General features: G+C 52.6%; 22 protein-coding genes and 1 pseudogene. 19 read left to right on the top strand and 4 right to left on the bottom strand.

Going from position 1 to position 22,006, the window contains the following annotated elements:
• The first annotated feature begins 1 nt into the window (after position 1).
• From DFT_RS11040 to DFT_RS11105, 15 genes are all read left to right on the top strand, one after another.
• The gene (locus tag DFT_RS11040) at positions 2 to 598 is read left to right on the top strand and encodes a DUF2460 domain-containing protein (protein ID WP_054031248.1); all 597 of its coding nucleotides are present in this window, start codon (positions 2 to 4) and stop codon (positions 596 to 598) included.
• Complete coding sequence (locus DFT_RS11045) at positions 588 to 1,211, top strand: DUF2163 domain-containing protein (RefSeq protein ID WP_054031249.1); 624 nt, start codon at positions 588 to 590, stop codon at positions 1,209 to 1,211. Before DFT_RS11040 ends, DFT_RS11045 begins: the two co-directional genes overlap by 11 nt.
• Positions 1,211 to 2,785, top strand: coding sequence for a phage tail protein (locus DFT_RS11050; protein ID WP_054031250.1), 1,575 nt, complete (start codon positions 1,211 to 1,213; stop codon positions 2,783 to 2,785). Before DFT_RS11045 ends, DFT_RS11050 begins: the two co-directional genes overlap by 1 nt.
• Positions 2,769 to 4,397, top strand: a complete 1,629-nt coding sequence (locus tag DFT_RS11055) for a LamG domain-containing protein (protein ID WP_054031251.1) — start codon at positions 2,769 to 2,771, stop codon at positions 4,395 to 4,397. Before DFT_RS11050 ends, DFT_RS11055 begins: the two co-directional genes overlap by 17 nt.
• Before the next feature lie 23 nt (positions 4,398 to 4,420).
• Positions 4,421 to 4,714 (top strand): hypothetical protein, encoded by a 294-nt coding sequence (locus tag DFT_RS11060; protein ID WP_054031252.1) that lies wholly within the window; start codon positions 4,421 to 4,423, stop codon positions 4,712 to 4,714.
• Between the two features lie 5 nt (positions 4,715 to 4,719).
• On the top strand, positions 4,720 to 5,391 hold the full coding sequence (locus DFT_RS11065; protein ID WP_054031253.1) for a hypothetical protein: 672 nt from the start codon (positions 4,720 to 4,722) through the stop codon (positions 5,389 to 5,391).
• A 54-nt stretch (positions 5,392 to 5,445) separates the two neighbouring features.
• Positions 5,446 to 5,847 (top strand): hypothetical protein, encoded by a 402-nt coding sequence (locus DFT_RS11070; RefSeq protein ID WP_054031254.1) that lies wholly within the window; start codon positions 5,446 to 5,448, stop codon positions 5,845 to 5,847.
• Between the two features lie 139 nt (positions 5,848 to 5,986).
• Entirely contained in the window at positions 5,987 to 6,328 is a 342-nt protein-coding gene (locus tag DFT_RS11075; RefSeq protein WP_054031255.1) for a hypothetical protein, read from the top strand.
• Positions 6,325 to 6,747: a D-Ala-D-Ala carboxypeptidase family metallohydrolase gene (locus DFT_RS11080; RefSeq protein ID WP_054031256.1), complete on the top strand. Its 423-nt coding sequence runs from the start codon at positions 6,325 to 6,327 to the stop codon at positions 6,745 to 6,747. The genes DFT_RS11075 and DFT_RS11080 overlap by 4 nt, the downstream gene beginning before the upstream one ends.
• The gene (locus DFT_RS11085; RefSeq protein ID WP_054031257.1) at positions 6,737 to 7,267 is read left to right on the top strand and encodes a hypothetical protein; all 531 of its coding nucleotides are present in this window, start codon (positions 6,737 to 6,739) and stop codon (positions 7,265 to 7,267) included. The genes DFT_RS11080 and DFT_RS11085 overlap by 11 nt, the downstream gene beginning before the upstream one ends.
• A gap of 113 nt (positions 7,268 to 7,380) precedes the next feature.
• Positions 7,381 to 7,485: a TraR/DksA C4-type zinc finger protein gene (locus DFT_RS26740; RefSeq protein ID WP_235506254.1), complete on the top strand. Its 105-nt coding sequence runs from the start codon at positions 7,381 to 7,383 to the stop codon at positions 7,483 to 7,485.
• Positions 7,486 to 7,868: 383 nt separating this feature from the next.
• A complete protein-coding gene (locus DFT_RS11090) occupies positions 7,869 to 8,150 on the top strand; it encodes an integration host factor subunit alpha (RefSeq protein WP_054031258.1) in 282 nt (93 codons plus the stop codon).
• Between the two features lie 693 nt (positions 8,151 to 8,843).
• Positions 8,844 to 9,734, top strand: coding sequence for an HDOD domain-containing protein (locus DFT_RS11095; RefSeq protein WP_054031259.1), 891 nt, complete (start codon positions 8,844 to 8,846; stop codon positions 9,732 to 9,734).
• 88 nt (positions 9,735 to 9,822) lie between these two features.
• Entirely contained in the window at positions 9,823 to 10,653 is an 831-nt protein-coding gene (locus tag DFT_RS11100) for an MBL fold metallo-hydrolase (RefSeq protein WP_235506205.1), read from the top strand.
• Between the two features lie 351 nt (positions 10,654 to 11,004).
• On the top strand, positions 11,005 to 11,463 hold the full coding sequence (locus DFT_RS11105) for a hypothetical protein (RefSeq protein WP_054031261.1): 459 nt from the start codon (positions 11,005 to 11,007) through the stop codon (positions 11,461 to 11,463).
• Here DFT_RS11105 and DFT_RS11110 read toward each other — a convergent pair.
• Genes DFT_RS11110 through DFT_RS11120 form a run of 3 tightly spaced genes read right to left on the bottom strand, consistent with a single transcriptional unit; the run spans position 11,460 to position 14,089 of the window.
• Entirely contained in the window at positions 11,460 to 12,212 is a 753-nt protein-coding gene (locus DFT_RS11110; protein WP_152971953.1) for a PilZ domain-containing protein, read from the bottom strand. The two genes, DFT_RS11105 and DFT_RS11110, sit on opposite strands and share 4 nt — an antisense overlap.
• A 14-nt stretch (positions 12,213 to 12,226) precedes the next feature.
• A complete protein-coding gene (locus DFT_RS11115) occupies positions 12,227 to 12,664 on the bottom strand; it encodes a response regulator (protein ID WP_235506206.1) in 438 nt (145 codons plus the stop codon).
• Positions 12,665 to 12,724: 60 nt separating this feature from the next.
• Positions 12,725 to 14,089 (bottom strand): sigma-54-dependent transcriptional regulator, encoded by a 1,365-nt coding sequence (locus tag DFT_RS11120; protein ID WP_054031264.1) that lies wholly within the window; start codon positions 14,087 to 14,089, stop codon positions 12,725 to 12,727.
• A 548-nt stretch (positions 14,090 to 14,637) separates the two neighbouring features.
• Here DFT_RS11120 and DFT_RS11130 point away from each other — a divergent pair.
• The 4 genes from DFT_RS11130 to DFT_RS11145 all read left to right on the top strand — a co-directional run bounded on the left by DFT_RS11130 (position 14,638) and on the right by DFT_RS11145 (position 21,112).
• Positions 14,638 to 15,972 (top strand): ATP-binding protein, encoded by a 1,335-nt coding sequence (locus tag DFT_RS11130; RefSeq protein WP_054031266.1) that lies wholly within the window; start codon positions 14,638 to 14,640, stop codon positions 15,970 to 15,972.
• 86 nt (positions 15,973 to 16,058) lie between these two features.
• Positions 16,059 to 17,516, top strand: coding sequence for a tetratricopeptide repeat protein (locus DFT_RS11135; protein WP_054031267.1), 1,458 nt, complete (start codon positions 16,059 to 16,061; stop codon positions 17,514 to 17,516).
• 4 nt (positions 17,517 to 17,520) lie between these two features.
• A complete protein-coding gene (locus DFT_RS11140; RefSeq protein ID WP_054031268.1) occupies positions 17,521 to 19,065 on the top strand; it encodes a glycosyltransferase family 2 protein in 1,545 nt (514 codons plus the stop codon).
• Between the two features lie 25 nt (positions 19,066 to 19,090).
• On the top strand, positions 19,091 to 21,112 hold the full coding sequence (locus DFT_RS11145; RefSeq protein ID WP_439950913.1) for an O-linked N-acetylglucosamine transferase, SPINDLY family protein: 2,022 nt from the start codon (positions 19,091 to 19,093) through the stop codon (positions 21,110 to 21,112).
• 298 nt (positions 21,113 to 21,410) lie between these two features.
• Here the strand turns inward: DFT_RS11145 and DFT_RS11150 are convergent.
• Positions 21,411 to 21,983, bottom strand: a pseudogene (locus DFT_RS11150) (IS1634 family transposase); the annotation flags it as partial.
• Positions 21,984 to 22,006: the final 23 nt, after the last annotated feature.

Raw genomic sequence — 22,006 nt, forward strand, 5'->3', positions numbered from 1 at the left:
GATGGCAGTATACCCGGAAAGCAGCCCGAGCCCGGTTTATCCGTTGATCGTGACCCCCAGGGGTAAAACGAACATTGTCGATTTGGGCGGGGGAGGCGAGCAGAGGCGCACGAACTGGCTGTATCTCAAGTATGACGTGGTGGTGAATTACGGGGCTTTGGAAGCGTCGGAGATTCAGGCGCTGCTCGATTTCTTTGTGGCGCGCAAAGCGGCGTTGGAGGGGTTCTATATCTACGATCTGGCGTTGCTGGCGTCGGTGACGTTCACGCACAGGGGGCTGTATTGCGGCACGGCGGACGGCGCGACGGACACGTTCGACGTGCCGGGGCGGAGCACGAGCGGGCATGCGGTCTATGTCGACGGGGCGCAGCAGGTCGGCAATTGGTCGATACTGACCGGCACGGGCGACGGCGGGGCGGACCAGGTGCAATTCACGTCGGCGTTGACGCAGGGGTCGATCGTGACGAGCGATTTCGCGGGGTTTCACAGGATGCGGGTCAGGTTCGCCCAGGATGAATTGTCGCGGGAGTTGTTCGTCAGGAATTTGCTGACATACCGGTCGGTCGCGTTGAAGGGGCTGAAGCCGAATGAAGGCTAGTTACGATCAGGCGTTCATCGATGCGTTGAAATCGGAGTCGGCGCGCGTCGTGTTTTTCGTGAACGCGGATTTCACACCGTCGCCGTGGCGGGTGACGAACCTCGATATCGATTATTACGTCGGCGGCGAGCTGTATCTGTCGCGCGAGGTGACGATCGGCGAGGTGGTCATGCAGGGCGGGTTGTCGGTCGATCGGGTCGAAATCAGGATGGCGAACGCGAAGCGGGAGCTGTCGGCGATATTGCTCGGCGCGGATCAGCGGGGGCGGGAGGTTTCGATCAGGGTCGGCGTGGTCGGCGACAACGGGGTGATGGTCGGGTCGGGCGAGCCGTTTCGCGGCATGCTGTCAAAGTACGAGGCAGAGGACGACGTCGCGGTGTTGAGCTGCGTGTCGGACATGGTGCGATGGCGGAAAAAGACGTTGCGCAAGGCGTCGAGCTCGTGCCCGTGGCCGTTCAAAGGGACGGAGTGCGCATACGGCGGCGAGGAGACGTGGTGCGATCAGACCTATGACCGGTGCGTTGACCTGGGAAACCATTTGAATTTCGGCGGCAACAGGTTCCTTGACGCGCTGGCCGAAACGCGGATCTGGTGGGGGAGGGTGCAGAGCTGATGTGGTTTGTTGCGTTCGTTGCATCGTGGATCATAAGCGGCATCGTCAACGCTATGATCGGAGAGGACGAGCGGGCGGACGAGGGCGGGCTGCAGGTGAACCCGCGAAGCACGTCGGAGATCGTGCCGTTGATCTATGGCCGGATCAAGACGAAGAAGATCAACACCCCGTACATGGCAAGCGGCGGCAACGAGAATAAATACGTTTTCATCATAGGAGAGATCGGGGAGGGGCCGATTCACGGCATTGTGCGACAGGACGGGAGCACGTTCACGTCGGCGGGCACGCAGTTTCCGGGCACGAACCCGCCGCTCCTGTACCTCGACGGCGAGCTGTGGACGGACAAATGGGGCCCCGATTTCGTTTACGCGGAGTTTTTCAAGGGCACGGCGGCACAGGGCGTTTGTTCGACGCTGCACGCGGCGAAGCCGGAGTGGAACGACCCGAAAAGACACACGGCTTATATCTTTCTGCGGTTGAAATACGATCTGAACAAATGGGTCACGGTCCCGAAGATATCGCTCGTTGTGGACGGGTTGGAAGTGTTCGACCCGGCGGCGGCCACGGTGGGGTTTTCGGACAATTTCGCGCTGATGGCCTATGACATGCTGACGAGGCCGAGCACGCGCGGGGGGTTGGGCCTGGATGCGTGGTTCGGGCCGGTGCCGGAGAGCCCGCGGGTGAACGTGGCGAGCGTCGAAGCGGCGCGGGCGTATTGCGAGGCAAAGGGTTGGACGGGCGGATTGATCATCGACGAGGATCAGTACTTTTCGGAAAATTTTCAGCTGGTGCTCAACTGCTTCAGGGGCGAGGCGATCAACAGCGACAATCAGGTCAAGATCAAGTTCCGGGATCTGAATTACGAGACGCCGGTCATCGATATCACGGAGGCGGATTTCGTCGAAAAGGACGGGCGAACGACCTTGAAGATCAGGCCGACGGCGGATCTGTTCGATTTGCCGAACGCGATCGATGCGGTTTTCTACAACGCGGACAAGCGGTATGCGGAGGACACGTTCGTCAAGACGGATCAGGACGCGGTCGCGAGCGATGGCGATTTGCGCAAGCTGACGAAAAGGATCCCCGGCTTGAACACGCTGGCGAAGTTGCAGCCGATGGCGAACTACTATTTGGAGCGGGCGCGGTTCGGTCATTTGGCGGAAGGGAGCCTGGCGGACAGGTTTTTCGCGCTGGAAGCGGTGGACGTCGTCAGGTTGACCCATTCAATGCCGGGGTGGGTCGACCGGTATATGCGGGTGCGGCAGGTCGGCGTCGGTGCGGGCAATGTGGTGTCGATCGAGCTGGAGGAGGAACTGCAGACGCTTTATGACGACGCCTACAACCCGAGCCAGATCACATGGTACCGAACGACGTTGCCCGATCCGACGGCGGAGGTGCCGAGCGTGATCAATGCGGCCATCGAGGAGGAGCTGTACAGCTTCAGGGGGCGGTCGTACACGCGGCTGGTGATCGGGTTCGATCAGCCGGCCGGTTACCCGTTTTGGGGCGGGCGCGGAAATCTGGTTGAGGATCGGCGCAGGCGGCGCGTGGGGGAAGATGACGGACAGCCGTGACGGGTACGTGCTCGAAGCGGTCGAGGAGGGGCAGACCTATTACTTCAAGGTCGTGTCGACGAACATTTGGGGCGGGTCGGAGAATTTCGACGTCGCGGTGCAGTTGGAGCGCACGGTGTTGGGGTTGACGGGAAGCCCGGGCGGCATGGCGAGCCTGACGGCGGTCGCAAACGGGGATTCGGTTTCGATCTATGGGCCGCAACTGGCGGAGGACAATGTCGAGGGGTACGAGGTGCGGCTGGGCGGAGTGTTCGCGAGCGGGTTGTTCATGTCGTTTAACAAGGCGCCGAGTTTGCGATTGAACGGGGTGCGGCCCGGGGTGCACACGTTCGGCATGTGCGCGAAAAACAATGCGGGGAGATATTCGTCGAGCCCGGTCTATGCGGCGTGCAGGGTTTTCATTCCCCCGGGGTTCACGATGGAGCACAGCTGGTCATGGGATTTCACGACGGGCACGTTCGACAACGCGGAGCACGGGACCTATAACAGCCAGGACATTTTGAAGTGTTCGCACACGGGGAACGAAACGATCGATCCGGATCTGGTCGCGAGGTGGAAATTGGACGCGGGGGCGCTGACGGTCGACAGCGTCGGCAGCAATACGCTGACAAATTACGGGGCGGCGTCGGACACGGCGATCCAAAGAGAGGGCGACGGTTGCGCGGAGTTCACGGCGGCGGAAAACGATTATTTGGAGATCGCGGACGCGGACCTCGCTTCTGGTTTTCCGTTGAAAAGCGGGGAATCGAATACGACCCTTTCGGTTTGCATGTGGTGTCGGCCGAAGTCGACAGGGACGCTTCAATACCTTGTCGCAAAGTACGATCCGACGAACAACAAGCGTTCGTTTGCGATCACCCTGCAGGCCAATGGGTTGATCGGGATAAATATCGGGTACAACAGCGGCGCAGCTTATGAGGGAAAAGAAGCAACACCGGTTCTGGCGGCGGACACGTGGTACCACATCGGCGTCGTGTTCAATGGAGCTGCGGAAACCTGCAAGGTCCGCATTCGGCCGGCGGGCGGTTCAGCGACGGAAGATCTTCTGGAGTTTGCGGAATCGATAAGCATTACCGACGCTGCCTTGAGGCTTGGGGCGCGCAGTGACAACGCAAATTACTTCAACGGATTTTTGGACGAGGTCTTGGTCTTTGACGACGAATTGACTTCGGCAGAAATTGACCAGATCGCCGAGCAGACGTTTTTCACAGTCTCTTCGGACATCGACCTGGTGGGGGTGTGGACGAGCCCGACCTATGACATGGGCGCATTGAAAAAGGTCAGGGTTTGGGGTGATTTCCTCACGGTGTTCTTTTCGGGTTCGAATACCTGGGCCGGGGTGCTGCCGAGCCCGGCGCCGTGGTCGAACGTGAACCCGTCGGCGTTTACGTGGGGAGAGATATTCCGGCAATTGGAAGCGGCGCGGCTTGAGGCGAAATTGCTGTTCAGCGAGGACGGATCGAGCTGGTCGGAGGTGGATTGGTTCGCGGTCCTTTGCGCGGAAGTATATGCACGCTACCACCGGGTCGAGATCAAGATCACCGACCCGAGCGCGGATTCGAACCTGTATGTGTACGAGCTGAACATGGTCGCCTACACGGGGCCGAATTGACGGCTCAACAAACCGGAGGAGAGATGGCGCTGGATTTCGAGATTGAATATTGCCACAGGGAGTTTGACGGAAAGCTGACGATGCGCATCATGCCGATGGCCGATGGCGTGCGGTTCGGCAAATCAATCGAAGTTCAAGGCGCTGACATGGACGAGATAGAAAGCTCATTGCGCCCGAAGTTGCTCGCGATAAAGGAAAAGTTCGAGGTGGCGGAATCGCTGAAGCAGTTGGCGCAGCAGCGGTTGGATGCGATCAAGGCGGAGATCATCTCGGGGTCGGCGGAAAAAACGGCAGATCAAAAAATTTCCGAGGAATAAAAGCAATGTCACAGCAATGGACGGACGACGTATTTGACCCGAATCACGTCGCGGCGACCGATTTGCAGAACATGGAGAACGATTTCGCCTGCCTCAAGTCGAGCTTTTCGGGCACAGGATACCCGAGCAATGTCGTGGGTGGGCAAGTGTGCCACAGGCCGAATGGGCGCAGGGCGCGGAATTATGCGAACAATGCCTGGCTGGGGGTATTGCTCGGCGACGCGAACCAGAAAATGTGGGTTTACAGGAACGACACGTGCGAGGGGTGGGTGATCGATCCTTCGGTCGCAGACGTTGTCCTGGGCATAAAGGGCGGGGCGGCGGCGTACAACGTGGACGGCGGAAATCTGGCGGGGTCGTGGACGTTGAGCGGGTTGACGCATGCGCACACGCACACAAACGGCGCGCATGTCCATCAGTGGTATGACCGGGCATCGGGCGCGGATCGGACGTTCAATTCGGCAGGAAGCGCGACGGCGATTGTCGGTGGCGGCAAACAGGACATCGAAATTTCCGTCAATACGGGAGACGTTTCAAGCGGGATTGACATGGATTGTTTTACCAGCTCGGTCGGCGGGCAGACGACGAGCGCGGCGTCGACAAGCGCGATTTCGTCAAACGGGGCATGGCGCCCGCGTGCTGCGGTCGGGACGCTGCAATACCCTGACCTGACATGAACCTACTTTTGATCGCATGGCGGTGCAGATCGGCGGGCCGGAAGGGGGCGAGGAGTGAAAAAGGAAACGCTTAAAGAGGCGGTCAAGGAGGCGATCGTCGAGCTGATGGCGACGCCGGAGGGCCGCGCGGCGTTCGGGCCGGTCGTGTTCGATTCGGTGGGACAGTATATTCAAAATTTCTATGAATTGGATCTGGAAAAGCACCACGGCGACGGGACGGTCGAACGGGTCAAGCAGCGCGGGGATATCCTTATTTATATAGCGGAATGGATCGGCAAGGCGGAAGGGGCGCTGCGAGGGGTTCAATCGGATGCGGGCAGGGCGATGAACAGAGCGCGCGAGGCGCGGGACATGGTCGGTGCGCTGGTGGGTCACATCGCAAGGGGTCGTGGTCAGGCCCCTGCATTTGGACCCGACGAAATCCTGAACAAAGACGGCGTTGATTTGATCGGTTGATCTCGTGACGAATGGAAGCGTCAAGGCGGTGCGATGGTCACAAGGACCAGGGCGGTGCTTGTCATCCTGATTTTGATCGATCTGGCGATCGTGATCGCGATCGCGGCATATCGCGGATGAAACAGGGGGGGGGCGGTTCATGGCGTTGTCGGGTGACGATAGGAAGGAGATCGCTCAGATCATCCAGACGGAGATGCGGGGAAGCTGCAAGTGCGGGTTGCCGGAATCGTCCCAGGCGGAAATGGGGCACTTGGTCGGGCGGTTCAGGGACATCGGCGGCGGCAACCTGAACAAGGGCATCGAGGAGGCGAGCGAGGCGATCAAGGCGTGGATCAGGATCAGGCGCCGGGGCGAAAAGATCGGCGGCGCGGTGACGTGCTTCATCGCGGTGTCGATCGTGGGGGGCGTGGGCACGCTCCTTTGGATCGGGGTCAAGTTCGCGTTGAGGATGCTCAACGTCGACGCGGGGATGAAGCAATGAACGGGGAAAAGGTTTCGAGGAATTTCTGGCGGCATGAGTTCGCGTGCAAGTGCGGGTGCGGGTTCGATGCGGTCGATGTCGAGCTGTTGACGGTGCTGGAGGAGACGCGGCTCTATTTCCAGGCGAGGTACATCGGCGAGAACGTCAAGATCGAGATCACGAGCGGGTGCAGGTGCGCGGCGCACAACAGGGCGGAAGGGGGAGTGCCGGGATCGATGCACATCAGGGGCAAGGCGACGGATTTCAAGGTGTGGATCGCGTGGCAGGTGAAGCAGGTGCCGGCCGACGAGGTGGCGGAATACCTGGAGCGCACCTACCCCGACAGGTTCGGGATCGGCCGGTACGATAATCGGACGCACGTCGATGTCAGGCAGGCGCGCGCAAGATGGGACAAAAGGACGGGACATCATGGCGTTTGAATGGAAAAAGCTGGTGCGGTCGGTGGCGCCGACGATCGCGCAGGCGTTGGGAGGGCCCCTGGCGGGGCTGGGGGTTCAGGCGCTGTCGGACGCGCTGCTGGGCAAACCGGACGGGACAGAGGAGGAGGTCGCGGCGGCGCTGCAGGGAGCGAGTCCGGAAACCCTGGCGGCGATAAAGAAGGCGGACCAGGACTTCAAGGTCAAGATGCGGGAGCTGGACATCGACTTCGAGCGGCTGGCGTTCGACGATGTCAGGGACGCGCGAGCGCGCGAAGTCGCGGTCAGGGACAAGATGCCTGCTGCGCTGGCGGTCATTCTGGTGCTGATGTTCGCGGGGGCGCTGGCGCTGCTGTTTTGGGTGCCGATACCGGAGGGGAACAAGTCGACCATTTACGTGATGATCGGATCGCTGGGCACGCTGACGATCACGGCGTGCCAGTATTTCCACGGATCGAGCAGGGGAAGCGCGCAGAAAAACGCGGCGCTGTTCCAGCAGGCGGGGCATAACGGGAAGGGATAGCGGGCATGGATTGGGCGGAAGAAGGGGCGGCGCTGGCGGATTTTCATTTTAGGGTTGCAATGGCGAACCGAAAAACTGTAAAGCAGGGCGGCAGGTGCTTGAAATTTTGTGAAATGTGTGATTTAGAGATACCCGAAGCCCGGCGCAAAGCATTACCAGGGTGCAGGCTGTGTGCAGATTGTCAGAATGACCTTGAAAAGCGGGCAAGGAGGGGTTGACCATACAAATGTATGGCCAACAAAAAATTCGGCAAGGTCCTGATAATAAAGTTAAAAAAATTACCCGCACCCTTCGGGACGCTGGGGTCGTAGGGTCAAATCCTGCTGCCCCGACCAAAAAACAAAAAGGGTTGCGATACTGCGCAGCCCTTTTTTAATAAATCAGACGATTCCGGTATGGAATGATACTGAATGTAATAAATAACAATGGGTTATAATTTTGCCAGTATTTATACCGTATAAACACAGTATTTGTCCGCACGCAGTTTTTAAATGGTAACGCTCTTATTTTCTTGACAAAAAACAGCACAGGAATTAGATAACTGAAATTGCTGACGATAATTGAGGGATCACCATACATATTATAAAGGAGCAGTTGGATCATGACCCTGACCAAAGCCCAAATCGTCGATATCATTCATGAAGAACTACCGTTTCCCAAAAACAAAAGCACGGAAGTGATCGAGGGCCTGATCGAGATCATCAAGCGGACCCTGGAAAGCGGTGAGGATGTACTGATCAGCGGCTTCGGTAAGTTTTGTGTGAAGAAAAAGAGAGAACGCAGGGGGCGGAACCCTGCAACGGGTGATGATCTTATTTTGTCCCAGCGAAAAGTTGTTACATTCAAGTGTTCCGGGAAGCTGAGAGAAAAAATCAATTCCTGATGGGAGGGGATTTACTCCCCTTCCACCAATCCTTTAAGAGGCCCGGCCCAACTGTTTGAGATGGGCGTTTTCTCATCAGGTGACAGGCGAACCATCCTCCGCACTTATCGCACCCCGCATGCCGCGCCATCGGTCAACGAACGTATGATTTCCCGGATTGAAATGTCAGGCATTCTTGCATAACTGCAGAATGCCTATTGCGTTTGAAAGTTGATGCTTTTCGTATCGTTTCAAAGGGACCGTTCGGCTGAAAAAGAGCATCAGCCATGGATATCATTTTGCGCTTTGATGGTCTTGGTGTTCGCACTAAAAGCGGCGTTGGTCAAAAATCGTATCGGTCAACTCTTCGGATAGATCGACATTGGAAGACTCCACCTCTTCGACGCGTCCGTTGCGGATAACTTTATCATCTTTTTTACAAGATGCTAATAATACATTGAAAACTAATTAAAAAGTGCGTATTGTAAAAAAATAATAGAACCGTAAGAAGTCCGAAATTCGCTTTTCCCGCCATTCCGGTGGAAGCTGGGATCCAGTATTTTCAATATGTTCTGGATGCCGGCGTTCGCCGGCATGACGCCTCTGCGGCTTTTTACAGTTTTATCGAATATTGTTGCTTAGTACATTTACGGTCGCGGTCATCATTTTTAATGTACGCGGCGCTGAACCTAAAATCAGTTGGAAGTGTTATCGATGTCTGATCCCATGTTGCCAGAAGAGAGGCTGAAACAGATACAGGTTTTTATTTCCAGGATGCCGAGTCTTTCCACCACTGTGACCAAGGTGCTTGAAGTCTGCAACAATCCGGACACATCACCAGATGAGCTCAACCGTCTCATTTCTTACGATCCGGTTCTGACTGGACAGGTATTGAGTCTCATTAATTCGGCGTACTACAGTCTCCCGAGTCGGGTGACCTCCCTGACCCGAGCCATCATTATCCTTGGACTCAACACCGTCAAAAACCTCGTGCTGGCAACATCGGTGCTCGCTTCTTTTAAAGAAACCTACACTGTCGACCATTTTTCCATTGACGATTACTGGGCGCACTGCTTGTGTGTCGGCGTAACCTCCAAAAAGATCTCTAAATTGATACGAATCCCGGCAAACGAGCAAGAGGAGTATTTTGTCTGCGGACTGCTTCACGATTTGGGCAAATTGCCAATGATGACCTGCTTCGGAGAGCTTTACGGTCAAGCCGTGAGTCGAAGCGAGAGCGACACGATACCTCTGTACCAGACCGAAAGACAGTTCATTGGATTTGACCATTGTCAGGTGGGATGGCTGATAGGTGCCAAATGGAAACTGAGCGATGCCATGAAGCAGGCCATCATGCATCATCATCAACCCTTTGATGAAAAATCCCCAGCCAGCAGTCTGGTCTATACCACGAGTTTGGCAAATCAAATCTCGCATCATTTCAAAATAGGTGCTGCCGGTGATGTAAGAGCGGATGAAGTGATGATCCAGCAATTGGCTGAACGCATTGCCTTGGATCTAGAGCGAATTTTTAGCATGCAGTCCCTGATAGCGGAAGAGATCGAAAAAGCAAGGGTCTTCCTAAAAAGCAGCAGCAAAGGGTAATCCCATGCGGATTAAGTTCTGGGGTGTGCGAGGCTCGATTCCCTGTCCAGGGCCTGAGACCGTGCGTTATGGCGGCAATACGGCCTGCTTGGAACTCTATATCGAACAATTGGATCGACTTATCATCATCGACGCGGGATCTGGTATCCGTGAATTGGGGGACCACATGATGGCCCAGCATGCCGATGGTACCCCGATCAAGGCGGAAATTTTCCTGACCCACACCCATTGGGATCACATCATGGGATTCCCATTTTTCGCACCCATTTATCTTCCCAGCTCGCAATTTACCATATACGGCCCAGTCACCTATGAGGAGGAGCCGCTTAAAGAGGTGCTTAGCGGCCAGTGGACCTATCGCTATTTTCCGGTGAGGCACGAAGACTTGTCATCCAAGGTGAATTACGTCAATCTCAAGGAGGGGCGATACGATTTGGGAGATGGTCTTGCGTTACAGACCAAATACTTGAATCATCCACTGCTGTGCCTTGGATATCGTTACGAATTTATGGGAAAAGTATTTTGTACTGCCTACGATACGGAGCCGTTTAGAAATTTGTTCTGCACTGATCCGACAGATCCCGGATACGACGCGGCTACCGCGGCCGAAGGGGAAGCCGCTGCGGTTGAAGCCAACCATCGCATCGGGCAGTTTGTGGAGGGTGCCGATTTGCTGGTGTTCGACACTCAGTACACCCGCCAGGAGTATTTCCAGTCTCGAATCGGATGGGGACATTCCTACATCGACCACGCCATCGGTATCGGTCAAAAATATCACGTTAAACGTCTCGCCCTTTTCCATCACGACATTCAACGTACTGATGATCAGCTCGATGCTCTCTGCCAGCAATATTGTGTGTCCAAAGGCGAGGATACCGAAATTTTCTTTGCCCGAGAGGGTATGGAAGTCAACCTGTAGACCCCACCTTCTGGCAGACGTTAAGCGATCTGCAAAACGCAGGCACCAGGCAAATATTTCCAGCACGAGGTTAAAATTGCTCTATTGCGATCTGCAGCTTCCAGTCGCCGCCCACTCGCCTGCAGATTGACTGGTGCCTGGATGAATTCATTAAATCACAAATAACAAGAGGTTGAGGACACTTGCAGCGTTAATTCATCGTTCAAATATTTACTTGAATGTGAAAATCGGAAAAAATCGGGCGATTTTTAAAAATTGCACGCTATTTGCTTACTCGTCCTTTTGATTACTGGATCTACGGCTAAAGACCACCCCAGGCGCAACCCCGCTTTGTGAAAGGAGGAATGGAAATTGAAGATCAGCAACGACCATCACGTGCAGGCCAATGTGCCGATTCGGCAGGATACATCGGTTACCCAAGGGCAAACGCCGGCGTTTGCTACGGTGCTCGAGAAAGCGTTCGACAAACCGGATGTCGAAAAAGCATCTGCACCGATTGGCGTTCCACCGGTGCTCAAGCCACCGATGGAAATTTCGACGCACCGGGTTTTTTCGCAAACCGACCGTTTGATCACAGCCATGGAAACGTATCAGGCGCTGCTCTCCGATAACCGAGCCGTCTTGCGTTCCATGGAGCCGGCGGTGCGGGAAATGAAAATTGAATTGTCATCACTCCAGGATCTGATGAGCGAAATGCCCGAGACACATCCCATGTACGAGATTGTTTCTGAAACGATCCAGGTTGGCAACGGGGAGATAGCTCGATTTGACAGCGGTTTTTATATAGAAGATGCCGATGAAACGATTTAGCTTTTTTCCTGAAGGCGATTCCTCAGGAAACGGCGTTGCATGTCGTAAATGATTTTTGTGAGACGTTTCTTGAACTCATTTTTGATCGCCAGGAATTCGAAGGCAATATCATAATTTTTGGCGATGGGTCCTTTATCGATTCGCCTCACAGCGATCCTGTCCACGGCGACAATACAGCTCACACCATCGAGTGTTACGAGAAGATCCGCGCCCTCCAAGATCATATCTGAAAGAAAAAGCGTTTTTACAGGGGCGTTGCAATGGCATAAAACACCCCCCAAACTCAGGTCGTCCACTGCGAGGCGTATCTCGCGCGATTCAATATGCAACACCAGTTCTGCCACGTCTGGCGCTTGAATGCGAAAGTCGCGCCTGTGCTGATCACGCTGAATCCGGGTAGGGCATTGCAACCACAACTCCTGATCGCTGATGGTGGCGACAGGTGCATCAAAACGATGTTGAAGCCGGTCTGTACCCGTAAACTCGAAATGGAGCATCGCCGGAGATGTTTCATTCGCAGCTTGCGAAAGGAGGTCCAGCAAGCCTTCCGGCGGGTCAATTTTGAAGGCGGCCTTGGCGTCCAGAATGCCGATGCCGATGATAAACGTGAGGCGTTCGTAACTGCGGTGGGGCACGGATAGTGTTAAAAAGGTGCGTGACTCCGCCAACCACGCGATAAGGTCAAGTGCCTTTTGGTCGGCAATGGTGTCATGACTCTGCATGTCCTTGGGCGGGTCAAAAGGCCTCATTGGAAATGGAATGCCTAAATTCCAGATACATTTTTTGCAAAATCAGGATCTTGAAAAAGCCTCTTGGCGAATTTCAGGTATTTTTCGGCAATGGCGCGGACCGCTAATTGCAGCGCATAGGGCTTGACCGGTTTTTCAAGCAGGTGATTGACATCCGATGCAATGCACATGTTGACGATGTCGTCGCTGGCATTGCCCGTGATGATGATGGCATCCGAATGCGCGGTAGGAAATCTTTCCTCGACTTCATCGAGGAAATAAAATCCGCTGACCCCCCCCAGAAAGACATCGACGATGAAAATAGCCACGCCAATGTCCCGTCCCTTGCAATATTTCAATGCTTCTTCCGTGTCTGAAAACGGAATGACTTCTCCCCAAGTGTAGAATCTTTTTACGATGGTTGAAATCAAATCGCATACAGCGGGATCATCGTCTACGATGATGACATCCAAACCGTCGGACATGGCGTTCTCCTGTGCAAAATGGATGATCGATTGGTTGTTGATCGTTTATCAAGTCAAGGCATCTGTATCGGTAATGCGATATTTTTCCACCTTGCGGTAAACGGTGGTCAAGTTGATCCCAAGAAGTTTCGCAGCCTCTGCCTTGTTGCCCTTTGTTCTCTGCAGTGCCCGCGTGATGAGCACCTTTTCATTTTCCACCAGATTGAAATTATTGTCGAGTATTGTATCCTTTTCTTTCATCGAACGCAACTCTGGAGGCAGGTCGGCGACCTCGATCGTTTCGCCGACACCCAATGCAAACGCGCGCTCGATCACGTTCTCCAACTGCCTTACATTTCCGGGCCAATCATAATTCATCATGAGATCGAGTGCCTCAGGTGAAATCCGGTCGACCACCCTGTGGCTCTCCTTGGCAAATTTCTTGATGAAATGGTTGACCAAAGTGGGAATGTCTTCGCGGATCTCGCGCAGGGACGGCATGTGCAGGGAAATGACATTCAGGCGATAGTAGAGATCCTCCCGAAAAGCTTTCTGGGTAATGGCCTGTTCAAGGTTCTTGTTGGTGGCCGCGATCACCCGCACATCCACCTCGCTCTCGCGGGTGTCGCCCACCGGGCGAATCTTTTTCTCCTGCAATGCCCTGAGCAGCTTGACCTGCAGTGTCGGCTGTACCTCTGCGATCTCATCCAGAAAAATCGTGCCCCCGTCCGCGGCCTTGAAAAGGCCGATGGTATCTTTGATCGCGCCGGTGAAGGCACCCTTCACATGTCCGAAAAGCTCACTCTCCAGCAAGCCTTCGGCAATCGCCCCGCAATTGACCGGTATGAAAGGCTTATCGCGACGCACGCTGTTTTGATGAATGACATTGGCCACCAGCTCTTTCCCAGTCCCGCTTTCCCCTTGTATCAATACCGTCGGACTGCCATTGCTGATCCGGTCGATGACGTCATAAATCTGCTGCATCTTAGCGCTCTTGCCAACCAACTGATCGTAATTGTATCGGTCCTTGAGTCGCCGTTTGATCAAATAGTTTTCCAGTTGAAGCGCGCGCTTTTCGACGATCCGGTCGATGAGGATCTTTAACCTTTCGAAATTGATTGGCTTTTGAAGGTAATCGTAGCTTCCTCTTTTTAACGCCTCGATGGCCGATTCGATGGTTCCATAACCCGTTACAATGATCACCTCGGTCGCCGGACTGATCTCCTTGATCGATTTGAGCAGGTCCAATCCACTGATTTCAGGCATGATAAGATCGGAAAAAACAGCGGCATACTCCTTCTGCTGGATCATTTCCAGGGCCTTTGGGCCATTATTGATCGTATCGACGCCATACCCATTGCGTATCAGATAGGCTGCGACGACATCGAGAATCTGTTGATCGTCGTCGACGAATAGAATCGGAAAGTTTTCCATATCGTCGTTGTTTTTGGAAATATTGAAGATGCGGATATTTTAGATTGAAAAAACGCGGAACAATCAGTTCAAACCGCGCGGGCTTGTCCTGCAAAGTTCCCCGAAGCCATTATCATCACTAAAAAACGTGTTATTGACAAGTGATAGATGAATGTATGCCATTGGATGGAAAGCGTGTCAAGGTTTTGAAATGATAATGCAATCAAAATATTGGATTCAAGGACAACCACCTGATGGGGTGGATCTCGATTCAAGTTTTTAAATCTCGGGAGGATCGACACCGCAAACATATTATCAATTGAAAGAGCGCAAGGACAAATCCTTAGGCATGATTCATAACAAAACGAAAGTCTTTCCATCAAGATTTGTACTACCTGTCAATAGTTTGACTTGAAAATCGGTATCCTGGCGATGATTAGGGATTTCTATACGGATATAGACTTATAAATCAGTAGGATAAGACTGTGGTATGTTCATTGCTTATGCCTTAGGCGGTTGAATCGCAATTGAAGTCAGAAAAGGATGAATGACGACCTGGAGACGTTGAAATGACTGCTGCTGTGACATTGTCCGAAAATGCATACTGGCTTGAACATGAGCATGACATCCTCCCGATCATGACCGCACTCTTCGTTGAAGGCTTAGAAACGGACACCAATCGCCCAATCGATAGTCAACGATGGAAACCTGAAAGGTCAGAAGAAGTTGATACGGCGCGAGTGTTCCGGTTGCCTACAAGAGTTAAGCCATACAGCCGACATGTAAATAAACTAAACAAAAAAAGTGAGGTTCATGATTTCATAATTAAAAATTTTAAAAAGCGGACGGTATCATCCCCTTCGCAACATACCATTGTGCGCCACCTAATCGGCGGAATCTCACATCATTTTAATAATCTGTTAATGGGCATATGGGGCAATGCAACTCTTATCCGCATGCAACTTGACCCTGCAGACCCACGCTACGTTCATGTAGATCAGATGGAACGATTGATTCAGAGCGGTGCCTTTTTGATCCATATGGTTTTAGGTTACCTCGGAGAAAGGCGAACCGTTGCAAAACAGATGCGATTGAATCAACTCATATCTGAGATCAAAAATGAGACCGGCCTCGCTGCCGGCATCGATGATCCCTGGAATTTTGAAGCCCGGCTCAAATGGGCCTCTCAGGTACAGCAACCAAGAATAATTGCAAGCAGTACTGCTCGGGTGTTAGAAGTGCTGTTCCAAGGGATTGAAAAGCATTGTAAAGAAATTATAGCGCTTGAAGACATTGATGCTGTAACTCAAAAAAAGCTTGCAACAATTGATGTTTTGGTTAGGAGAGGTCTCGATATCACATGGAAGTTGCGGCTTTACGCAGGTGATTTTCCTAAAAACCAAAAAACGAGAATTAGATTTGGGCCAATGGCCAAACGCCTTCTCAAGCGACTCGGCTTAAGATATCCAAGTATTGAAATATACTCCAAGATCAGCGAAAAGCTTCCGACAATAAAAGCCGATCGGTTTCAGCTGGAATGGGCGTTCGAGGAAATCATAGTCAACTGTGTGAATGCCATGCGCAATGGTGGCACTTTAAAAGTCACTGTCCACACACTTCAAGATGAATCCCCGAAGGTAAGGTGTGGCGTGCACAGCGGGGGTGATTACCTGATAATTAGCGTTCAAGACTCGGGTGATGGTATACCTTCACGAATCAAGAAACGCATCTTTGAACCGTTTTTTGCAAACCCTAAACTTCGTGGGAAAATGGGGCTGGGTTTGGCCGCAGCTGATGGGGTTCTCAGAAGCCTTCGCGGCTATATCCATCTTCAATCTTGTGCCAAATTTGGAAGCACGTTCAAACTGTATCTGCCGTATGACGACACGACTCTTCTAAAATGACCGTTAAATCGGTAGCCGAAAAGCAAGTCCAATTTCTGCGGACAACAGGAGCAAGAACAGATAGAAAGAAACGAGGAGAAGAAAATATGCAGTCACCCGAATACATCCTGAATGCCATAGACTCATTGGTACAGAGCGGTCAAACAGAGGCCGCATGCTGGTTTCTGGACCGATTTATGTTTGAGTTTCCTGGAAATGGCCGCGCACATTATATGAGAGCGACTATTGCGTTCGAGGACCATAATTTGGAAATAGCTCTAAATCATTTTGAGCAAGCCGTAGAGTTTGAAAAAGGTAATGCACAATTCCAAAAAAGTCTTGGTGACATCCATTACGTAATGCATAAGGATGCCTCGAAAGCATTGCAGTATTATAAAAAAGCGTTGTCAATTGAACCCGACGACGAAGCGACGCTATTGACGGTTGGGCATCTTTGCGTGTCGCTCCATCGTTTTGACGAGGCTCGGGACAATTATAAAAGAATAGTCGAATTAAACGCGGGGCATACTGAAGCGCTGAGGGCCTTGGCACAACTTCCCTCAGCGGGCGAAAAGGCGCCACCTAAAGAGGTTTCGGTCGACGAAATGTATGCCACAGCCGAAAATGAAATTGAAAATGGCCAGCGGGATAAAGCGATGGCAATTCTTCTAAAAGTGATCAAGATCGATGATGGACATGCCTTGGCGCATAATGATTTGGCCGTACTCTATTACGATCGAGGGCAAAAAGAGGCGGCCTACAAGCATTACACGAGAGCATGTGAGCTTTGGCCTGAAAATGCTGTTTTTCTAAAAAACCTGGCGGATTTCCTATGGGCTGACAGAAATGACGCCAAGGCGGCGATGGCCAAATATGTGCAGGTTCTGAAATTGGATCCGCAAGATATAGAGGCTATTCTCGGCAGTGCGCAAATATGCGATGCCATTGGCAGGCAGGATGATGCCAGAGAATTTCTCGAATTCGCTCTACAAATCGAACCATGGAACAGTGATGCAAAGCAATTGGAAGATAAACTAGATCGAAATAATTCCTTGCCAGATAAGGACGACCTGTATTTAAGGGCTCAGAAAAAGGCCGCGGGGGGAGATCAACGTGGAGCCATCCATGATTTGAATCAATTGCTGGAATATTCGCCCGACAACCCATTGGTCCACAACGATCTGGGCGTTCTTTATTATGAAACCGGCAACAAAGAAATGTCACTCTCCTGTTATCAAAAAGCTCATCAACTCGCTCCAGATCATCCCAGCATTATCAAAAATCTTGCTGATTTCTATCTGCTGGAGCAAGAACGCATTGAGGATGCCATAAAGCTTTATATAAAAGTTTTGGAGAAGTCGCCTGAGGATATTGAATGCCTGATGGCGACCGCACATGTTTGTAAGCTGATGGGGAGGCCAGATGATGCCAAGGACTTTTATCATCGAATCCTTGAAATTGAACCCTGGAACCAAGGCGCGAGTGAGGCGATAGACGAGTTAGAACAAAACTCACATCCGGTTAGCGGCGGTTTGCTGATCAGGCAAGTTATGGGATCAAGGTAAAGTCATGAACACCGCCTTGATTAACGAAACATATCAGAGACACGAAGTGTTGGATGATTTGGAGAAGGAGCTGCTTTCGAACCCGGGCGATTGCGATCTGGTTCGCCGCTATTTTGACGTTGCTGTCACCTCGATGCAGCTGGATCGGGGCAGGACCTTTTTAGAAAAGCTACTCACCCAATTCCCGAGCTACCGCCAGATCAGGACGCTATATATTTCCCTTTGCCTGCAGCTGAAAGAGTACCATGCGGCCATGGCTGCCATTGAAACCTTGATCGCCTTTTCTAATCTTGAGGATGATCTGATCGATGCGGCGTTGAATGTGAGAGCAAAAATCGGCCCCAAAAGAGTAACGCAGGGCAAACTAAATCACCTGTCGGTGTGCATGATTGCTAGAAACGAACAGCACTATCTGCCGGCCTGTCTAAATGCAATTAAAAGATTCGCAGATGAAATCGTATTGCTCGACACAGGTTCCGGCGATCGTACCCCAGACATCGCACGGGTATTCGGGGCAAGAGTGTTTCATTACCAATGGCAGGAAGATTTTGCAGCGGCGCGCAATGCAGGCTTGGAAAAGGCGGAAGGTGATTGGGTGCTGATCCTTGATGCCGACGAGATCATCGCAGAACAGGACCTTGAGGGGTTGAGAACGATTTTGGCAGAGCATGACGGGGGCCACACTGCTTTTTTGATGGAGACAAGAAATTACACCCATCAGGCCAATGCTTTAAAGTGGAACGCCAATGATGGCCGGTATCCGCAGTTCGAGGCCGGCATAGGTTGGTTTCCCAGTAAAAAAATTCGGTTGTTTCCAAACAACCCGTCCATCCGATTTAATTTCCCGGTTCACGAGTTGGTCGATCCCTCGGTCCAAAGGGCTGGATTAGACATTCAACAGTGTCACATTCCTATCCATCATTACGGCCATCTGAATGAAAAGCGGAACCGGAAAAAGGCTGAAGCCTACTTCCGAATGGGATATGAAAAGTTGGATCAGTTGGGAGAGGATGTGGGTGCCATTCGCGAGTTGGCGGTTCAGGCCGGGCAATTGGAGCTGTGGGCCGAATCGTTGGCCTTGTGGGATCGCCTGTTAAAGTCGAGGCCCGAATTTAGAGATGCATGGATCAACATGTCGGGCGCCTATTGGCAGTTGGGGCAATACCAGGCTGCCCTCCGGCATGCTGAGAAAGCCCTCGAGATCGATGGGCAGGCAAAAGAGGCACACTACAACATTGCCGTCAGTCTATTGATGTTGGGTAAAGCGGAAGCCGCCATGACAGTTTTATCCGACTTAACCGAAAAGCATGATGATTACCTTGCCGCGCGATTCATGATGGCGGCTGCTTCGGCTTGCAGGGGGTCTATCAAGGAAGCAGCCGCCATTTTCCGTTTCATTGAAAACTCAGCTGTAGGCAAAGCCTTGGTGTTTGGCATCCAAGACTTTGCGAAAAGACTTCAAACGGCCGGACTGACCGAATATGCTGCGAATTTGGGAATCACCGTCAAGCTGATCAGCTCTGAATCCAACCAAAAATCATGCGTATAACACCCCCATGAAGACACCCGCTGTGATGACCTCAGAAGCCCGATCAGATGGCATCAAGAATTGGAAAGAAGCCTATGAGAAGGGCAGGTTGGCGTGTGCAAGTGGTGATCTGCATGAAGCATCTATGGCCATCGAAACGGCAATTCGACTGAATCCCAATGCGTTTGAACTCCACCACGATTTGGGCGTCGTTTTCTTTCAACAAAATTCATACCATCAGGCGCTGACATGTTTCAGGAGCGCAATCGCGTTGAATCCCCGGAAATACCAAGCCTGGTTCAATGGGGCCAATGCGCTCTGCGCAATGCATTGCTACCAGGAGGCAATCCCCTGGTACCGAAAAGCCATTGAATTGAATCCCTCGTTTGCCGAGGCTCACTACAACCTGGCCAATACCTATAAAGCGCTTGACGCTCCACATGAGGCAATATTGCACTATCGGCGTGCTATGGACATCGATCCCAACATGCCCGAAGCCCTGAACAACATCGGCACCTTGTTGTTGGGCTGCGGCGAGTTGATCGACGCCCGGGAGTGTTTCCAGCGTGCTTTGGCATCAGACGCCAATTATACCCAGGCCAGCTATAATTTGAGCCTCACGTTGAACCGTCTCGGCCGGCCGGAGGAGGCAATAGCATTTGTAGACCGATGCCTCGGTCTGTATCCGGAACACGGCGAGGGTCTGGCTTTGCGGGTTTCATTGCTGCAGCAGGTGTGCGACTGGCCGGCCCTCGCCGACGCCGGTGCGCGACTGGACCGCCAGACCGATGAACAGCTCCGATTGGGGCAGAGGCCATCCGAGTCACCTTTTCTTAATTTCACCCGATCGGATGATCCTGAACGCAACTTGTTGATCGGGAAGGCATGGAGCGACTGGCTCCTGAAGCATGCGAACCATAGCCGATCGAATTTTGGATTTTCACATCGACCGCAGGCAACAAGACGCATCAAGATCGCCTACCTTTCGGAGAGATTTCGAAACGCCGCAACCGCGCATCTTGCATCGGGGGTGTTCGGCCGGCATGACCGCAATCGATTCGAGATCTACGCCTATTCCTGGGGGCAGGATGACGGGAGCGTCTATCGGCGCAAAATAGAGCAGGGTGTGGATCACTTTATCGATATCCGTAACATCAGTGACGCCGAGGCGGCCCAGCGAATTCATGCAGACGGCATCCAGATTCTGGTGGACATGATGGGGTGGATGCACGGCCATCGGATGGGTATCGCCGCCCGGCGCCCGGCACCGGTTCAAATCAACTACCTTGGCTATCCGGCAAGCACCGGGACGCCATTTATCGATTACCTGATCGCCGATCGCATTATCATACCCTACGAGATGCGACAGTACTTTTCCGAAAAGGTGGTATGGCTTCCGGATTGCTACCAACCCAATGACCCCGAAACGCCTATCGATCCGAGGCCGTGCAGTAGAATAGAATTCGGACTGCCGGAAAATGGCGTCATCTTCTGTTCGTTCAATACCGATTATAAAATCGAACCTGGGGCTTTCGCCTGCTGGATGCGGATCCTGCGTGCCGTGCCCGGCAGCGTGCTCTGGCTGTTGGTCAGATCCCAGCAGGCACGGGAGAATCTGATCCGTAGCGCCGGGAGCCTGGGCATTGCTCCCACACGCCTGGTGTTCGCATCGCCGCTGCCCAAGGCGAAGCACCTCGCAAGGCTCAAGCTGGCCGATATTGCCCTGGATACCTTGACCGTAAACGGCCACACCACCACCACCGATGCTTTGTTAGCCGGGGTTCCGGTGGTAACCTGCCAGGGACGCCATTTCGCATCCCGCGTGGCCGGAAGCATCCTCAGCGCAATACGTATGCCCGATCTGGTGGCCGCGGATATGGAGAGCTACGTACAAATGGCCATAACGCTAGCCTCTGAGGCGCACCTCCTCGATGAAGTCAGGGCAAGATTGGCCAATAACAAGACGAACGCACCCCTGTTTGATATCGATCGCTATGTAAGGAACCTTGAAGCTGCCTACGACAACGTGTGGAAGACCTGTGTCACCGAAAAATTCCAGCGGGCATGATCACCAAAAGAATCCAGAACCATTTTTCTGATTTTCCGAAAAATACGGTATCCCGCACTTCAACATGGTTGGTATGGATTTCCATCAATCGGTTTCCCTATTGAAATTTTCGCTTTGAGAAATCTTGTTTGATCGAAACCCGTACTAACGACATTGGCAAGCAGCCCCAAAAGACATATGAACACCGGGATATTCATATCGGGTACCACAGGAAGCTGAGCAAATGATCGAACCCAAACGACGACACCTGTCGCTACTGTGCGATATCAGTGAATTGTATAACCCCTAAATTCCCGACTTATTGTAACGAGACATGCTGCATAACACCAATGGTGGTGTACAGATCTATTTGACGTTTCGTTATTTCTCCGACCTGTAGTCGCTGACCCGGTACTTCATAGCATTCAATGATGTCGAACTCGTCCAAGACCTCTTGCATCGAATGGTTTTTGAACAGCTTGTTCTTGTTTTCCTGCATTTTTCTTGTGATGTAGGATAAATAGATCATGGCGATGAACTGCACAAAGAGCTCGCCGTCCAAACTTTTTGCCGATGAGACAGCCAAATGGCGTAGATTGAGTCGCTCTTTGAGATTATCGAAGTCCTTTTCCACCAGGTCCTTGTTTCGATAAATCTCCAATGCCTCTTGCGCTTGCTTTATTTCATTGCTCAACAGCGCTAAATATCCGTGATTGCGTTTTGCCTCGGCCAAGACCTCTTTCCTGGCAACTACCTTTGTGCCTCTGGCCGGTGTGCTTTTTACCTCAAAATATTTGGAATACTGCTGCTCATGATCCGCATGCCGGTGACTACTTTCCAATTCTGCCTGTAAATCGGCCAGCCGGCTGTTGAAGGCCATCTCATCCTCCAGGACACAGCACGGTGGGCTTTTCA

Source organism: Desulfatitalea tepidiphila, from assembly GCF_001293685.1.
Lineage (GTDB): Bacteria > Desulfobacterota > Desulfobacteria > Desulfobacterales > Desulfosarcinaceae > Desulfatitalea > Desulfatitalea tepidiphila.

What these genes read in the sequence shown, in the direction of transcription:
- DFT_RS11040 (WP_054031248.1), top strand. Translation starts at nt 2, where the DNA reads ATGGCAGTATACCCGGAAAGCAGCCCGAGCCCGGTTTATCCGTTGATC.
- DFT_RS11130 (WP_054031266.1), top strand. Translation starts at nt 14,638, where the DNA reads ATGACTGCTGCTGTGACATTGTCCGAAAATGCATACTGGCTTGAACAT.
- DFT_RS11095 (WP_054031259.1), top strand. Translation starts at nt 8,844, where the DNA reads ATGTCTGATCCCATGTTGCCAGAAGAGAGGCTGAAACAGATACAGGTT.
- DFT_RS11080 (WP_054031256.1), top strand. Translation starts at nt 6,325, where the DNA reads ATGAACGGGGAAAAGGTTTCGAGGAATTTCTGGCGGCATGAGTTCGCG.
- DFT_RS11110 (WP_152971953.1), bottom strand. Translation starts at nt 12,212, where the DNA reads ATGAGGCCTTTTGACCCGCCCAAGGACATGCAGAGTCATGACACCATT.
- DFT_RS11090 (WP_054031258.1), top strand. Translation starts at nt 7,869, where the DNA reads ATGACCCTGACCAAAGCCCAAATCGTCGATATCATTCATGAAGAACTA.
- DFT_RS11065 (WP_054031253.1), top strand. Translation starts at nt 4,720, where the DNA reads ATGTCACAGCAATGGACGGACGACGTATTTGACCCGAATCACGTCGCG.
- DFT_RS11055 (WP_054031251.1), top strand. Translation starts at nt 2,769, where the DNA reads ATGACGGACAGCCGTGACGGGTACGTGCTCGAAGCGGTCGAGGAGGGG.
- DFT_RS11135 (WP_054031267.1), top strand. Translation starts at nt 16,059, where the DNA reads ATGCAGTCACCCGAATACATCCTGAATGCCATAGACTCATTGGTACAG.
- DFT_RS11120 (WP_054031264.1), bottom strand. Translation starts at nt 14,089, where the DNA reads ATGGAAAACTTTCCGATTCTATTCGTCGACGACGATCAACAGATTCTC.
- DFT_RS11145 (WP_439950913.1), top strand. Translation starts at nt 19,091, where the DNA reads ATGACCTCAGAAGCCCGATCAGATGGCATCAAGAATTGGAAAGAAGCC.
- DFT_RS26740 (WP_235506254.1), top strand. Translation starts at nt 7,381, where the DNA reads ATGTGTGATTTAGAGATACCCGAAGCCCGGCGCAAAGCATTACCAGGG.
- DFT_RS11075 (WP_054031255.1), top strand. Translation starts at nt 5,987, where the DNA reads ATGGCGTTGTCGGGTGACGATAGGAAGGAGATCGCTCAGATCATCCAG.
- DFT_RS11050 (WP_054031250.1), top strand. Translation starts at nt 1,211, where the DNA reads ATGTGGTTTGTTGCGTTCGTTGCATCGTGGATCATAAGCGGCATCGTC.
- DFT_RS11140 (WP_054031268.1), top strand. Translation starts at nt 17,521, where the DNA reads ATGAACACCGCCTTGATTAACGAAACATATCAGAGACACGAAGTGTTG.
- DFT_RS11060 (WP_054031252.1), top strand. Translation starts at nt 4,421, where the DNA reads ATGGCGCTGGATTTCGAGATTGAATATTGCCACAGGGAGTTTGACGGA.
- DFT_RS11045 (WP_054031249.1), top strand. Translation starts at nt 588, where the DNA reads ATGAAGGCTAGTTACGATCAGGCGTTCATCGATGCGTTGAAATCGGAG.
- DFT_RS11085 (WP_054031257.1), top strand. Translation starts at nt 6,737, where the DNA reads ATGGCGTTTGAATGGAAAAAGCTGGTGCGGTCGGTGGCGCCGACGATC.